At 45.3% G+C, this 14,106-nt stretch carries 17 protein-coding genes; all 17 read left to right on the forward strand.

Features of this window, described 5'->3' with window-relative positions; genetic code table 11:
- The first annotated feature begins 81 nt into the window (after positions 1 to 81).
- Positions 82 to 834: a hypothetical protein gene (locus AC1DOV_RS24895; protein WP_477551307.1), complete on the forward strand. Its 753-nt coding sequence runs from the start codon at positions 82 to 84 to the stop codon at positions 832 to 834.
- 295 nt (positions 835 to 1,129) lie between these two features.
- Positions 1,130 to 2,608 carry a stage IV sporulation protein A gene (gene spoIVA, locus AC1DOV_RS24900; RefSeq protein WP_076271348.1) on the forward strand — a complete coding sequence of 493 codons (1,479 nt, stop codon included), beginning with the start codon at positions 1,130 to 1,132 and terminating at the stop codon, positions 2,606 to 2,608.
- Between the two features lie 202 nt (positions 2,609 to 2,810).
- Positions 2,811 to 3,113, forward strand: coding sequence for an HU family DNA-binding protein (locus AC1DOV_RS24905; RefSeq protein ID WP_441883526.1), 303 nt, complete (start codon positions 2,811 to 2,813; stop codon positions 3,111 to 3,113).
- Positions 3,114 to 3,340: 227 nt separating this feature from the next.
- Positions 3,341 to 3,562 (forward strand): trp RNA-binding attenuation protein MtrB, encoded by a 222-nt coding sequence (mtrB, locus tag AC1DOV_RS24910; RefSeq protein WP_054024369.1) that lies wholly within the window; start codon positions 3,341 to 3,343, stop codon positions 3,560 to 3,562.
- A gap of 160 nt (positions 3,563 to 3,722) precedes the next feature.
- The gene (locus tag AC1DOV_RS24915) at positions 3,723 to 4,298 is read left to right on the forward strand and encodes a hypothetical protein (RefSeq protein WP_441883390.1); all 576 of its coding nucleotides are present in this window, start codon (positions 3,723 to 3,725) and stop codon (positions 4,296 to 4,298) included.
- Between the two features lie 125 nt (positions 4,299 to 4,423).
- Complete coding sequence (locus tag AC1DOV_RS24920) at positions 4,424 to 5,284, forward strand: heptaprenyl diphosphate synthase component 1 (RefSeq protein WP_441883392.1); 861 nt, start codon at positions 4,424 to 4,426, stop codon at positions 5,282 to 5,284.
- A gap of 18 nt (positions 5,285 to 5,302) precedes the next feature.
- The gene (locus tag AC1DOV_RS24925; RefSeq protein ID WP_339203276.1) at positions 5,303 to 6,013 is read left to right on the forward strand and encodes a demethylmenaquinone methyltransferase; all 711 of its coding nucleotides are present in this window, start codon (positions 5,303 to 5,305) and stop codon (positions 6,011 to 6,013) included.
- A gap of 2 nt (positions 6,014 to 6,015) precedes the next feature.
- Positions 6,016 to 6,891 carry a UbiA-like polyprenyltransferase gene (locus AC1DOV_RS24930; RefSeq protein WP_076271344.1) on the forward strand — a complete coding sequence of 292 codons (876 nt, stop codon included), beginning with the start codon at positions 6,016 to 6,018 and terminating at the stop codon, positions 6,889 to 6,891.
- Positions 6,885 to 7,550 (forward strand): UbiX family flavin prenyltransferase, encoded by a 666-nt coding sequence (locus AC1DOV_RS24935; RefSeq protein ID WP_339203275.1) that lies wholly within the window; start codon positions 6,885 to 6,887, stop codon positions 7,548 to 7,550. The genes AC1DOV_RS24930 and AC1DOV_RS24935 overlap by 7 nt, the downstream gene beginning before the upstream one ends.
- Positions 7,513 to 8,361, forward strand: a complete 849-nt coding sequence (locus tag AC1DOV_RS24940; protein ID WP_477551308.1) for a menaquinone biosynthetic enzyme MqnA/MqnD family protein — start codon at positions 7,513 to 7,515, stop codon at positions 8,359 to 8,361. Before AC1DOV_RS24935 ends, AC1DOV_RS24940 begins: the two co-directional genes overlap by 38 nt.
- Positions 8,362 to 8,369: 8 nt before the next feature.
- Complete coding sequence (locus AC1DOV_RS24945) at positions 8,370 to 9,344, forward strand: polyprenyl synthetase family protein (RefSeq protein ID WP_477510550.1); 975 nt, start codon at positions 8,370 to 8,372, stop codon at positions 9,342 to 9,344.
- Positions 9,345 to 9,373: 29 nt separating this feature from the next.
- Positions 9,374 to 9,817, forward strand: a complete 444-nt coding sequence (gene ndk, locus AC1DOV_RS24950; protein WP_477551309.1) for a nucleoside-diphosphate kinase — start codon at positions 9,374 to 9,376, stop codon at positions 9,815 to 9,817.
- Positions 9,818 to 9,846: 29 nt separating this feature from the next.
- Positions 9,847 to 10,626, forward strand: a complete 780-nt coding sequence (locus AC1DOV_RS24955; RefSeq protein WP_477510551.1) for a CheR family methyltransferase — start codon at positions 9,847 to 9,849, stop codon at positions 10,624 to 10,626.
- Between the two features lie 73 nt (positions 10,627 to 10,699).
- Positions 10,700 to 10,870 (forward strand): hypothetical protein, encoded by a 171-nt coding sequence (locus AC1DOV_RS24960; protein WP_179089935.1) that lies wholly within the window; start codon positions 10,700 to 10,702, stop codon positions 10,868 to 10,870.
- 295 nt (positions 10,871 to 11,165) lie between these two features.
- Positions 11,166 to 12,335 (forward strand): chorismate synthase, encoded by a 1,170-nt coding sequence (gene aroC / locus AC1DOV_RS24965; RefSeq protein WP_441883398.1) that lies wholly within the window; start codon positions 11,166 to 11,168, stop codon positions 12,333 to 12,335.
- A gap of 2 nt (positions 12,336 to 12,337) precedes the next feature.
- Positions 12,338 to 13,438 (forward strand): 3-dehydroquinate synthase, encoded by a 1,101-nt coding sequence (gene aroB, locus AC1DOV_RS24970; RefSeq protein WP_477551310.1) that lies wholly within the window; start codon positions 12,338 to 12,340, stop codon positions 13,436 to 13,438.
- Entirely contained in the window at positions 13,438 to 13,806 is a 369-nt protein-coding gene (gene aroH, locus AC1DOV_RS24975) for a chorismate mutase (protein WP_076271337.1), read from the forward strand. The genes aroB and aroH overlap by 1 nt, the downstream gene beginning before the upstream one ends.
- Positions 13,807 to 14,106: the final 300 nt, after the last annotated feature.

Here is a 14,106-nt window from a genome sequence, read left to right on the forward strand (position 1 = left end):
CGAAGTAGGTTTGCTTCGCAAACCTAAGCATATCCTTACGAAGCAGGTTTGCTTCACAAACCTTTAGGAGGTTACAAAAAAATGAACGGATTATTTATGGGAAGGCTGCCCCGTTACATACGCCAGTTCGCAGCATTTTCTGCTTTAATTGTTTTGCTATTTGCTTTATCGGGCTGCATGTATCCGAAAAGTCAAATGAAGCAAAACCAAGTTGCTCCGAAAGAAGCTGTTCGTAATGTTCAGGCGGCGATTGATCAATATCAGTCCGAAACGGGCATGCTGCCGATGAAAAACAGTACCGCTGACACACCGAAGTATGAGAAATTTTATATTGATTTTGGAGTGCTAAATCGGACAGGCTATATGTCTGATATACCTTCTTCTGCTTTTGAGAAAGGCGGCAATTACAGCTACCTTATTATTGATGAAGAGAGTAAGCCTAGAGTAAAGCTGCTTGATATTTTGGCATTTCAAAAAATTAATGATATTCAGAGCTGGGTAACTACTTATATCCAAACAAACAGTGTCCTTCCAAAGGGCGAGCAAACATACCCAGGTTTTTATCAAATCGATTACAAAGCAATGAGCAAAACAGCCCCAACGATTCGAAGCGTGTTCTCAGGGCAAACGATTCAAGCAATCGTGGATGAGAATGGGGTAGTATTTTCCGATTATGGGATAGATATCATGCAATACATACAAAAGAGTGGAAAAAATGATTTTGAGGCAGATTTTGATTTGCGTACATTGCTCGTCGATGGATCAGACTTTGTCCCTGTCAAAGCTCCGGTCTATCACTTTGTAAATAATGAGCCGCAAGCTGTAAAACCTTAACTTCATGCACATTCCTCAATAAGCTAGTTCCAAACCTCTCCTTGACTATCGTCTCGGAGAGGTTTTTTTGGCTGTTTGGGTCATAGATTTGCTTTTTTTCTCATATAACTCAATCTTGGAAGGGAAGCCCCGCAGAGGAACAAAAAAAGATTTCATTGAAGGAATCGTCATAATCGGAAAGCTTGCACATAAGATGTTACTAGTCCAAAAAGCATGTACGAGTTGCGTCGCTGGCCTGCCCTATTGACCGGTGGATGGCGGCGAACCGGAAAAATCAATTGGGAGGGGATATTCAGTGGAGAAAGTAGATATTTTCAAGGACATAGCCGAAAGAACCGGCGGGGATATTTACCTCGGGGTTGTCGGGGCTGTCCGGACGGGCAAATCAACGTTTATTAAACGGTTTATGGAGACGGTTGTACTTCCGAACATTGCGAACGAATCAGACCGTGCGAGAGCCGTGGACGAACTTCCTCAAAGCGCCGCAGGTAAGACGATTATGACAACAGAGCCTAAATTTGTTCCGAATCAAGCGGTGCAGCTCAGGGTTACCGATGGACTTGAGGTAAACATGAGACTCGTCGATTGTGTTGGATATGCGGTTGAAGGCGCGAAGGGCTATGAGGATGAAAATGGTCCACGAATGATTACAACTCCTTGGTTCGATGAGCCGATCCCATTCCAGGAAGCGGCGGAGATCGGGACGCGTAAAGTAATCCAAGAGCATTCTACACTCGGTGTTGTTGTTACAACAGACGGCTCTATCGCAGAAATTCCGCGCAGCTCCTATGTTGTAGCAGAAGAGCGTGTCATAAACGAGCTGAAAGAAGTCGGCAAGCCATTTGTCCTCATCATCAACTCCACTCGTCCTAAGGGTGAAGAGGCGCTGCAATTGCGAAACGAGCTGCAAGCTAAATATGACATTCCAGTAATGACGCTTAGCGTAGCTACGATGGGTGAGGAAGAAGTCATCTCGGTATTGCGGGAAGTGCTCTATGAATTCCCTGTCCATGAGGTAAATGTTAATTTACCAAGCTGGGTCATGGTGCTTAACGATCGGCACTGGCTGCGCAGCAACTATGAGAGCTCCGTTCGCGATACGGTTAAAGATATTCGCCGGCTGCGCGATGTGGATCGAGTAGTAACCCAGTTCATGGAATATGACTTCATCGCCAAAGCTGGACTAAGCGGCATGAATATGGGGCAGGGCGTAGCAGAAATCGACTTGTACGCGCCAGATGAGCTGTATGACCGTATTTTGATGGAAGTAGTCGGCGTTGAGATTCGCGGCAAAGACCACTTGCTTCAGTTGATGCAGGAGTTCTCTCATGCCAAGAGGGAATATGACCGTTTTGCAGAAGCGCTGGAAATGGTCAAGACAACTGGATACGGCATTGCAGCACCGACACTTGCGGAAATGGCACTCGACGAGCCGGAGTTAATCCGCCAAGGTTCACGCTTTGGGGTTCGACTGAAGGCAACAGCACCATCCATCCATATGATCCGCGTCGACGTGGAATCGGAATTTGCTCCGATTATCGGCACGGAGAAGCAAAGCGAAGAGCTTGTAAGATACTTAATGCAAGACTTTGAGAATGATCCAATCAAGATTTGGGAGTCTGATATATTCGGTCGTTCCTTGCATTCGATTGTGAGAGAAGGCATTCAAGGCAAAATTGCAATGATGCCGGATAATGCCCGCTACAAGCTGCAGGAAACGCTCGGACGTATTATCAACGAGGGCTCCGGCGGATTGATTGCTATCATTCTGTAGTTGATCGATACTAGTATACGAATAAGCCGCTGCCGTAAAGGGAGCGGTTTTATTTGTTTTGCAGGAAATGTAGGTTGGCACTTGAAATTGGCAAACGGCTGTATTACTATAGGTTTGTTCGGTTAAAAGGTATATTTTTGAAGTTTTCCGTTAATAAGAGGGATAAGATGAGAGTTTATATGCTTACACCAAAAAAAAGTACATAATGCACTTTGGAGGAGGTGAAACAATGAACAAAACAGATTTGATTACAAAAGTAGCTGAATTGACTGATCTTTCGAAGAAAGATGCAACGAAAGCAGTTGACGCTGTTTTTGATGCGATATCCGATGCGCTGCAAAGCGGGGATAAAGTCCAATTGGTTGGGTTTGGTAATTTCGAAGTTCGCGAGCGCCAAGCACGTAAAGGCCGCAATCCGCAAACTGGAGATCCTATTGAGATCGCAGCAAGCAAAACGCCTGCATTCAAACCAGGAAAATCACTCAAGGACCTCGTATCCAATTAAGCATACTCCAGCTTAACTGCATTGACGCCGATGTTTGGCGGCAAGCATCCATATGCCACGAAATATAAGCTTGATGTTACTGCTTATAATTCGGCCTAATTTCGCTCGAACGGGATACCGTTCGGGCGTTATTTGTTTATTTGCATGATAGAATGGATTGCACAAACGTTACACATCCACTATAATTCACATGGATAGTATGGAATTACGGATGCGGAGGGATAACGATGGAGCCTACACATGGCGAGTACATTGTCGTAAAGGCAAAAGATCAAGGCGTTCAAGTCATCGGATTAACACGCGGGCTTGACACAAAATTTCATCATACGGAAAAGTTGGATAAAAACGAAATTTTAATTTGCCAATTTACCGATCATACTTCAGCTATAAAAATTCGAGGTAAAGCGGTCGTGATGACGAAATACGGTACGATGGAAACCGATCAGTAACAACGAATGTGCAAAGCAGGCTATGCCTGCTTTTTTTTGCCTGCCTGCAGTCCGAATAATCATCCTGCACCGCTCGTACAATGAGAGATGGGACTTTATATTCATGCGGATCGAGTGAATTTAAAGGTTAAGGTGATAAGTTTATATTCGGAGGTGCAGAGTGAACATCGGAAAACCACTTCTAACAGCTTGTGTGACTGCGATAGCAGCTACATTATTATTTACATGGCTTCCTCATGCAGGATGGCAGCATTCGGCAAATCGCGGCGACGTGGCTGTTTTTCGCACGACGCCGGTCGTAAGGCTCTCCAATAACAATTTGGTAGATGTGCTCATTGCAACTCAGCTTCATGAGCGGTTGAATAAGGCGGAATGGAATAACGGCGTTTTATCGATCGATATGCGGGTAAGCACCATTGAAGGGCGGCCGGCAATTTGGTTCTCAGATGTTGAGAAGCTTATTCGTGTCTCATTCATACAGCTAGAGAATGTGAAACGTATTCTGATTCGGATCATTGAGGCGCAATCGGAAGGCGATGCTCTGCTTGCTGCTGTTGATGTACGGAAAACCGACGATTGGCTTATTACGGAGCTGGATCATCTTGCACAAGCGGATCCTGTGCATGATGAGCTGTGGAGAAAGAGGCTAAGAGTTAGCTTTACATCGGCCTGGGAAAAACGTTTTGGACCAGTATCGGGATTTACTGTAAAGCCTTCCTCCATTTCGCAGCAATAAAGGTGATGTATATTGCAATTTGTTGAACAAGCAGGCTCAATCATATGTTCTTTAGATTAAGTTGTGCTATAATAGTTTAGATTATTGAGCGGCGATTTGCGCTTCTCTGTTCGGAGGCTTCCCCAATGAGAACATACCGTATACCTGAAATAGCTCAAAAATATGTGAAATATGACATGATCGAGGAGCATACGTCTCTTCCTGACTTAGCGAATGCAAGGCTTCGCTTGCTACACGCCTTCCTGAGCCAGCAAGCGTCGCTACAGACCCACAGTGAGCTCTACACGCTCGTCGTATCTCTCGTTCAGCTAGGAATGGATACGCATGATTTAATCGACACACACCAAGAGCAGCGCTCTGAGCCGGAGATGCGTTCAAGGCAGCTTAAGGTGCTGGCAGGGGACTACTTTAGCGCAACTTTTTATCAATTGCTCTCGCAAGCCGGCGAAATTGAGATGGTTTCCAAAATCAGCAGCGCGGTTAGTGAGGTCAACAGACTAAAAGTTAATCTTTACGTTCGAATGAGGCAGCTTAAGATGACCTCAGAAGAATATTTAGGTCTTGCAGTTCAGCTTAAGAGCACGTTGTTCCAGATTTTCACAGAGGTGCTGGAGGGCGAGCTTTCTCGCGTCTGGCCAGGGATTCTGGATGGCATTAGCCGGTGCGAGGTTATAGTTGATGAAATCAAGCGCAGCGAGAACCCAGCTACGTTCGATAAAAGCTGGTCCTATTGGCATATCATGCAAGCGGGGTCAGAAGATGAGCGCATGCAGCTCTCTCAGCGTATGTCTGAACCTGCATTTATTAACAGTTTAGTGGAAAAATATAAGGTGCGCAGCCAGCTTATAGCGAAGCTGAAGGTCTCAGCAGATTCAGTGAAGGTTTTGGCTGGCAAGCTGGAATCGGACAAGTTGCTCGGAGAATTGACGACTATCGTCGATAATCTATTGAACGAAAAAACCGATTACACGCCTGCACTCAATTAGACGAGGTGACTTGCAAGGGTGGATACGAACTCCAAGAGCCATGTGCATGGCGTATTTGAGAGGATTGCTCCAAAATATGATTTGATGAATGATCTGATCAGCTTTAGAAGACATAAGGCATGGCGGAAGTTTACGATGAAAAAAATGAGCGTTGCAAAAGGACAAACAGCACTTGACCTTTGCTGCGGCACTTGTGATTGGACGGTTGCTCTTGCAGAAGCGAGCGGTACTGGACAAATCGTAGGACTTGATTTTAGCCAAAACATGCTTGATGTGGGTGCTGTCAAAGTAAACAAGATGGGCTTGAATAAGCAAATTACATTAGTCCAAGGAAATGCAATGAGCTTGCCGTTTGAGGATAATTCCTTTGACTATGTTACGATTGGATTTGGTCTGCGCAATGTTCCTGATTATTTACAGGTACTGAAGGAGATGCACCGCGTTGTTAAACCAGGCGGTTTAGTTGTATGTTTAGAGGTATCCAAACCAACCTGGCAGCCATTTAAATCGATGTACAATCTTTATTTCGAACGTATATTGCCAGTTATGGGTAAAGTGGTAGCCAAAAGCTTCAGTGAATACAAATGGCTGCCCGAATCACTGAAAATGTTTCCCGGTCGACAGCAGCTTGCTGAGCTGTTTGAAGAAGCGGGTCTTCATCAGGTGAAGGCATATCCTCTGACCGGTGGAGTAGCTGCGCTGCATATGGGGACAAAGGAGAAGAAATAGCAATGATTCGCAAATTACGTATTATTTTGGAAATGATTAAGTTTGAACATACTGTGTTTGCTTTGCCTTTTGCTTTTATGGGAGCGATTCTAGGTGCAGTAATGATGGAGCAGCGCCTTCCTTCATGGGGGGAGATCGGCTGGGTAACGCTTGCGATGTTTGGTGCTCGAAGCGCTGCGATGAGCTTGAATCGACTGATAGATAAGGCTATCGATTTACGCAACCCGCGTACTGAAAAAAGAGCACTTCCGGCTGGCTTGCTTAAATCAGCAGAAGTCATGTTATTTATCATTGTTTCCTTCGTTTTGTTGTTTGTAGCAACGGCGAACTTGGCACCAATCGCAATGAAACTTATGCCAATCGCGGTAGCTTTGCTTGTTCTTTATTCTTACACAAAACGCTTTACATGGTTATGCCATGTTGTGCTGGGATTAACAATTGGACTCTCGCCGCTTGGCGGCTGGGTTGCCATAACAGGTCAATTTGATCTAGCTGCTTGGATATTATATATTACCGTTTCTTTATGGATTGCTGGATTTGACATTATTTATGCAACGCAGGATTTTGAGTATGACCGCAATGCTGGCTTGCATTCGATTCCGGCTCGGTTCGGCATTAAAGGGGCTATCTGGATTGCTCGGTCCTTTCATGTCGTTACGGCAATCGGCTTTATAGCATTGTTTTGGCTGACAGATCTTAGCTGGATGTACTTACTTGGTACTTTGATATCGATTTCGCTTCTGTTCTATCAACATTGGATGGTACGGCCACACGATTTGTCGCGCGTCCAAACTGCTTTTTTTGGAATGAACGGTACATTAAGCGTCGTGCTTTTTCTGTTTGTTATCGTTGATTTATTGGTTATTCACCAATGGTAGACGGCCGCAACGAAACCAACTGGACGAATCGATGGGTAGTAGGCATTACAGGAGCAAGCGGTTCAATTTATGGAATAAGGCTTATTGAAGTTCTCCTTCAGATGAAATACGAGGTTCATCTCGTCATAACAGAAGCTGGTTGGAGAGTACTAAAAGAAGAACTGGGCTGGGAGACGACTCGTCGTTCAGCAGCTCTTGAACAACGTTTTGGCGATGCTATCGCAGAAGCTAGACTAGTTTTTCATCCCAATGCGGATATTGGCGCAAGCATTGCAAGCGGCTCTTACCGGGTTCAAGGAATGGTTATTGTGCCGTGCTCGATGGGGACGCTTGCGTCGATATCGCACGGCATTTCCGATAATTTGATGACTAGAGCCGCTGATGTTATGTTAAAGGAAAACAGGAAGCTGCTTATTATTCCAAGAGAAACGCCGCTTCATGCGATTCACCTTGAAAACATGCTGACGCTGGCTCGTCTTGGCGTTAGGATCATACCGGCTATGCCGGCTTTTTATTACAAACCGCAAACGATGGATGAAATGATTGACTTTTTAGTTGGTAAAGTACTTGATAATATGACAATCGAACATGATTTGTACAGAAGATGGGGAGATGAACAGAATGGGCATGAATCGCCCGATCACCATCGGAAGAATTGATTACGCGAATGCATGGCCTCTTTTCCATCAGCTCGAGGAGCGAATGGATGGGGATAGCTTTGAGGTCATTAAACGTGTACCTTCTGAATTAAATAGGCTTCTGCAAGCTGGTGAATTGGATATTTCGGCTATATCATCATTTGCCTACGGATTAAATGCGGATGATTATGTACTGCTGCCAGAATTGTCCGTAGGTTCGGTAGGGAAGGTCAACTCGATCTTTTTGTTTCTGAAAGAGCCGATCAGCCGTAAACGTCCTGAGCGAATTTCAGTAACGACAACATCAGCAACTTCAGTTAATCTGTTGAAAATTTTGATGACATTGCACTTTGATTGCAACCCAGAGTATGTCACTGCCGCACCGAATCTGGAAAGTATGCTGGAGACAGCCGATGCTGCACTCATCATTGGCGATCCTGCCATTCATGCTTCTTGGCAAAACCACGGCCTTCATGTCATTGATTTAGGACAATTATGGAATGAGTGGACGGGACTTGGCATGACTTACGCTGTTGTTGCTGCACGTAAAGAAGCAGCTCTTGCAGCCCCAGAAGCCGTTCGTGCAGTATATAAAGCGTTAAATGCGAGCAAACAGTATAATAAGAGCCATCTTGGTCCACTAATTGAACAGGCCTGTATGCAGCTTGGAGGAGAATCAACTTACTGGGAGATGTACTTTCATTCGCTTCAATATGATTTTGGGAGCAAGCTGCAAGAAGGACTTAAATTATATTTCAATTATTCTAAGCAGCTAGGGTTGCTATCGAATGACGTGGAGCTTACTTTTTTTGAAGACCAATCTGCCCAATAGGTGAAAGAATGAAACTACTAGATTTGTATGCAAAGATGAAAGGCGACCTAAATCAGATCGAGCAGGAGCTTGAGCGCAGCATTTCGGATGATCATGTGCTGCTTGGCGAAGCTTCTTTGCACTTGCTTAGAGCTGGTGGTAAACGGATTAGACCGGTGTTTGTCCTGCTGGCAGGTAAGTTTGGCGATTATCAGCTTGATGTAATGAAGCGCGTCGCCGTCCCTCTCGAGCTTATTCATATGGCTTCACTTGTACATGATGACGTTATTGACGACGCGGAAACACGTCGTGGACAGCTGACTGTAAAATCCAAGTGGGACAATCGAATAGCGATGTATACGGGCGACTTCATTCATGGCAAAGCATTGTCAATCGCTGCTCAGCTTCCAAATCCGCAGATACATCAAATTTTGTCGCATGCGCTCGTACAAATGTGTATCGGAGAAATGGAGCAAATTCGTGATTTCTTCAACACAGAACAATCGGTACGGCATTATTTGCTTCGGATTAGACGCAAAACAGCTTTATTAATTGCTATTAGCTGTCAGCTTGGCGCTGTTGCCGCGGGAACGGACCGAAAAACAGCAAATAGCTTATATCGCTATGGTTATAATGTGGGTATGGCATTCCAGATCCGTGATGATTTGCTTGATCTTTATGGAACAGAGAAACAGATCGGCAAGCCTTCAGGCTCAGATATGCGTCAAGGAAATATTACGTTGCCGGTTCTACTTGCCTTGCAGGACCCCAAAACCCGCGACCCTTTGTTAAAGGAAATTGCTTTGATCAGGGAGCAAGGCGGGAAACGAGATGCTGGACGAGCCATCGAAATGATTCGCAAAAGCGATGGCGGAGATCAAGCAGACCAGCTTGCAAACCGATATATTAAAAAAGCTCTCAAAGCATTAGAGGGATTGCCGAACGTCACAGCGAAGAAGAACTTGAGCGATATTGCGATTTTGTTTGGTAAACGTAATTATTAATCGTGCAAAATAGAAAGGAATGGTTGGGGATGGAAAGAACTTTTCTGATGATTAAACCTGATGGCGTTCAGCGCGGATTAATTGGCGAAATCGTTTCGAGATTTGAAAAAAAGGGATTGCAGCTTGCAGCAGCCAAGTTTATGGTTTTGAGCCATGAGCTTGCTGAGCGCCATTATGAGGAACATAAAGGCAAAGCTTTTTATGAGCCATTGCTCGAATTCATAACGTCAGGTCCTGTATTTGCGATGGTATGGCAAGGTGACAATGTCATTGCATTGACGCGTGCCCTTATTGGCAAAACGGATGCACTAGATGCTCATCCCGGCACTATTCGTTCTGATTTTGCTGTACATACGAATTTTAATCTTATTCATGGCTCGGATTCGGCAGCTAATGCGGAAAAAGAGATCGGCATTTACTTCACGCCAGCGGAGCTGGTGCAATACGAGCATACAATTCAACGGTGGATTTAATATTTCGCCCACAAGCGATGGAGGAGCCTATGCTTGAAGATCGTGATTTTGCACAGTTTATTGCCCGAATAAAGCAAAAGACCGACATTGATTTGTCGCAGTACAAAGAAGCTCAAATGAAACGCAGGCTGACTACATTACGAATGAAGCACGGCTATCAAACGTTCGATGAGTATTGGAAGGCGATTGAGCAAAATCGGACGATGCTAAATGAGTTTTTGGACCGTATGACGATTAATGTTTCTGAGTTTTGGAGAAATCCTTCCCGCTGGGAAGTTTTGCAAAAGCGCTTTTTTCCTGAGATGCTTGCTGCTTCTAATCGTCTCAAGGTTTGGAGTGCGGCATGCTCAACAGGCGAGGAGCCTTACACGCTCGCTATGATTTTATCTGAGCTGGGTGCCTTGCAGCGATCTACGCTTCTTGCAACTGATCTCGATTCAAATGTGCTGCAAAAGGCAATGGAAGGCAGTTATTTAGAGCGATCTCTGCGCGATGTTCCGCAGGTTTGCCGGCAAAAATATTTTAAGCAGTCAGAGGGAGCGTATTTGATTTCAGACTCCCTGAAGCAATTTATTCAATTTAAGCAGCAAAATTTGCTGCATGATACGTTTGATGGATCATTTGATTTAATTGTTTGCCGAAACGTAATGATTTATTTTACAGAAGAAGCAAAGCACTTATTGTATCATAAATTTTCTAATGCACTTAAACCGGGCGGACTGCTGTTTGTAGGCAGTACGGAACAAATTTTTTCCCCTGCGCAATACGGATTTGAGACCGCTGATACATTCTTTTATCGCCGGGTATAAGCGGCATGTATACCGTTTTCCATCTTCTCCTATACTAGTTAGTATGTAATAAACTTGGAGGATGAAGCAACCGATGGATAAACGTAAGGTTATAGCTGCCTATAGGCGTGGTTTTATTTCTATTCAGGAATGTGCGCAAATTATCGGAGTGGACAGTGGACAAATGACAAGACTTGTTGATGATCCATTGCTGACGAGTGAAGGCACGGCGATACTTAGGAAAGATCGGTTAACAGCAAATTAACTGCACGCTGCCCGGGCTGGCGGATTTGTCATTTTAGATGACAGTTCCACCAGCCCTTTTTTTATACGGTTACAGCGGCTTTCAAGGTGTCCAAATTCTTGTCAAACCTGTAACTGTGTACTATAATGAGCAAAGATGTTTAGTGCTGTAAAGCATAGCAGGCGCTTGAAAGCTGTTTTGAAAATTTATAATTTTATAAGTGATGCACTTATAAAATCGCTTAAATTTCACCGCGAAACGAGCTTGGACCGTCAATGGACTGTGTTAGTCGTTTACACTTGAGGAGGAGCTTTAGTTGACTTTAAGATATTTAACCGCAGGGGAAACACACGGTCCCCAATTAACCGCTATTATTGAAGGATTGCCAAGCAATTTGAAAATTGATTTCGAGGAACTAAATTTCCAGCTGCACCGTCGTCAGAAGGGTCATGGTCGTGGACGCCGGATGCAAATCGAGAAGGATACAGCAAACATCGTTGGGGGCGTACGCCACGGCAAAACGACTGGTGCTCCTGTAGCGCTGATCGTTGCAAACAACGATTGGAAGCACTGGACTTCCGTTATGAATATTGAACCGATTGAAGGCAGCGATGAAGAGAAGCGCCGCGTTCATCGTCCGCGTCCTGGTCATGCGGATTTGAATGGCGGACTTAAATATGATTTGAAGGATTTGCGCAATGTGCTTGAGCGCTCTAGTGCTCGTGAAACTGCTGCACGTGTAGCTGTTGGGGCGGTAGCTCGTCAATTCCTCGCGGAATTCGGGATTAAAGTAGCTGGACAAGTTATTCGCATCGGTGAAATCGAAGCACCAGCTAATCAACTATCCGTGGATGAGTTGATCCGTTTGACGGAGGAATCCTCGGTTCGTGTCGTTGACAAAGAAACCGAACAAAAGATGACTGATTATATCGATCAAATTAAAGCAGAAGGCGATTCGATTGGCGGTATTGTGGAATGTATTATCGAAGGCGTGCCAATTGGTCTAGGCAGCCACGTGCAGTGGGATCGCAAGCTCGATGGACGTATCGCGCAAGCGGTCGTATCGATCAATGCATTCAAAGGCTGTGAGATTGGAATTGGCTTCGAAGCAGCCAAGCTTCGCGGCTCGCAAGTGCACGATGAGATTATGTATGAGGAAGAGCGCGGCTATCATCGTGCAACGAATCGACTCGGCGGCTTCGAGGGCGGCATGACGAACGGGGAGCAAATCGTCGTACGCGGTGTAATGAAACCGATTCCGACGCTTTACAAGCCGCTTCGCAGTGTGGATATTGATACTAAAGAACCGTTTACGGCTCAAGTAGAGCGCTCGGACAGCTGTGCTGTGCCAGCGGCAAGCGTCGTGATGGAGCATGTCGTTGCATGGGAAGTTGCCAAAGCATTCCTTGAAAAATTCGGCGGCGATTCCATTGAGGAAATTCGCACCAACTTGAACAATTATCTTGAACAGCTAGGGCGGTATTAAAAATGCGCGAGCTTACAGTTGAACTTGGTGATCGCTCTTATCCTATCTATATCGGGGAAGGCCTCTTGAAGGAGTCATCCTCTTATTTTATTAAGCATGGCATTAGCCAAAAATCGCCGCTGCTCATCATTACTGACTCGAATATTGCAGACATTCATTTGCAAACGCTTGAGTCTGAGCTTGCTGGCGCAGGTTTTAAAACGGCAAGCGTCGTTGTTCCAGCTGGAGAAAGCTCAAAGTCGCTAGCTATGCTCGAAACGCTTGTCGCTAAAGCTTTGGAGGAAGGTCTCGACCGCAAGTCTGCTATCGTTGCACTTGGTGGCGGTGTTGTTGGAGATCTTGCTGGATTTGTTGCCGCTTCATACATGAGAGGCATCAAATTCGTACAGGTTCCAACGACAATATTGGCGCATGACAGCAGTGTGGGCGGCAAAGTTGCCGTCAATCATCCGCTTGCCAAAAATATTATCGGTGCTTTTCATCAGCCTGAGCTTGTCCTGTATGATCTGAACACGCTGCAAACCCTTCCTCCAAGAGAAGTAAGCGCTGGTTTGTCGGAAGTGATCAAGCACGGACTAATTTGGGATGAATCCTTTGTCGCATGGTGTGAAGAGAATGCGGAGAAACTGCGCGCTCTTGATGCGGAAGCACTTGGTTATGCTTTGTATAAAGGCTGCAGCGTGAAGGCGGCAGTCGTATCGAAGGATGAGCGTGAAAACGATTTGAGAGCGATCTTGAATCTGGGTCATACGATTGGCCATGCCCTAGAAGCGGTAGCTGGATATGGGGAGCTGCTCCATGGGGAAGCCATTTCCATCGGGATGGTAGGCTCGGCTAAGCTGGGTATGCGATATGGTGCTCCAGAAGAGGTATATACCATAACGAAGCGCGTTCTTGCGAAAGCAGGACTGCCAGTGCGGCTCCCTGAGCATTTGGACGTAGATAAGATTATGGAAGCAATGATGCATGACAAGAAATTTGCTGAGGGTACGATGGTTTTTGTTGTGCCAACTGCAATAGGTTCAGTTGAAATAAAATCCGATGTCAGCATCCAATGGGTACGTGAGATCGTAGAGCAATTAAAGCAGGAGGTGCAACAATAATGAGTGTTAGAGGAATTCGTGGTGCTATTACTGTAGATGCTAATGAAGAACAGCCCATTTTGAATGCAACAATTGAAATGTTGAATGGAATCGTGGCCGATAATGAGATCGTGCCTGACGATATTTGCAGCGTGTTCGTGACGGTTACGAGCGATCTGGACGAGACATTCCCTGCTAGAGCTATTCGCCAAATGAAGGGCTGGGAGCTTGTTCCGCTTATGTGCGCGCTTGAAGTTCCGGTTAAAGGCAGTCTTGAGCGCTGTATTAGATTAATGGTTCTTATCAACACGGACAAGACGCAAGCGGAGATTCGTCACGTTTATTTAAACGGCGCGCAGGCGCTTCGTCCAGACTTATCTAAAGCATAAAGCTTTGACTTTAGCTCATAAAGAACAAATCCCTTTGTTGACGCATAGCTGTACGTTGTTGTATATTTAGTTACGTAAGTGAGAGTAGCAGAGTAGTTTTATGAGCTGAGTAGAGATGAGTCGAGATTAGTTGAGAGAAGCAGAGTTAGGCAATGAGAGATACGCGAGTTTGAGAAAAAGCTGAACGATCTTATGTGCAATGGCACACAGGATTGTAAAAGTGCTGCTTCAACGTATCTACACATGCGTCTTTTCCGCTTACACACTTCCGTCATCATCTAAACCAACGCTCCTGCTCTG

It is taken from the genome of Paenibacillus sp. 01T47 (genome assembly GCF_056398245.1).

Excerpts from the sequence above, each read along its gene's own strand:
- AC1DOV_RS24895 (WP_477551307.1), top strand. The coding sequence starts at position 82 with ATGAACGGATTATTTATGGGAAGGCTGCCCCGTTACATACGCCAGTTC.
- mtrB (WP_054024369.1), top strand. The coding sequence starts at position 3,341 with ATGGAGCCTACACATGGCGAGTACATTGTCGTAAAGGCAAAAGATCAA.
- AC1DOV_RS24920 (WP_441883392.1), top strand. The coding sequence starts at position 4,424 with ATGAGAACATACCGTATACCTGAAATAGCTCAAAAATATGTGAAATAT.
- AC1DOV_RS24930 (WP_076271344.1), top strand. The coding sequence starts at position 6,016 with ATGATTCGCAAATTACGTATTATTTTGGAAATGATTAAGTTTGAACAT.
- AC1DOV_RS24935 (WP_339203275.1), top strand. The coding sequence starts at position 6,885 with ATGGTAGACGGCCGCAACGAAACCAACTGGACGAATCGATGGGTAGTA.
- AC1DOV_RS24940 (WP_477551308.1), top strand. The coding sequence starts at position 7,513 with ATGGGCATGAATCGCCCGATCACCATCGGAAGAATTGATTACGCGAAT.
- AC1DOV_RS24945 (WP_477510550.1), top strand. The coding sequence starts at position 8,370 with ATGAAACTACTAGATTTGTATGCAAAGATGAAAGGCGACCTAAATCAG.
- ndk (WP_477551309.1), top strand. The coding sequence starts at position 9,374 with ATGGAAAGAACTTTTCTGATGATTAAACCTGATGGCGTTCAGCGCGGA.
- AC1DOV_RS24955 (WP_477510551.1), top strand. The coding sequence starts at position 9,847 with ATGCTTGAAGATCGTGATTTTGCACAGTTTATTGCCCGAATAAAGCAA.
- AC1DOV_RS24960 (WP_179089935.1), top strand. The coding sequence starts at position 10,700 with ATGGATAAACGTAAGGTTATAGCTGCCTATAGGCGTGGTTTTATTTCT.
- aroB (WP_477551310.1), top strand. The coding sequence starts at position 12,338 with ATGCGCGAGCTTACAGTTGAACTTGGTGATCGCTCTTATCCTATCTAT.
- aroH (WP_076271337.1), top strand. The coding sequence starts at position 13,438 with ATGAGTGTTAGAGGAATTCGTGGTGCTATTACTGTAGATGCTAATGAA.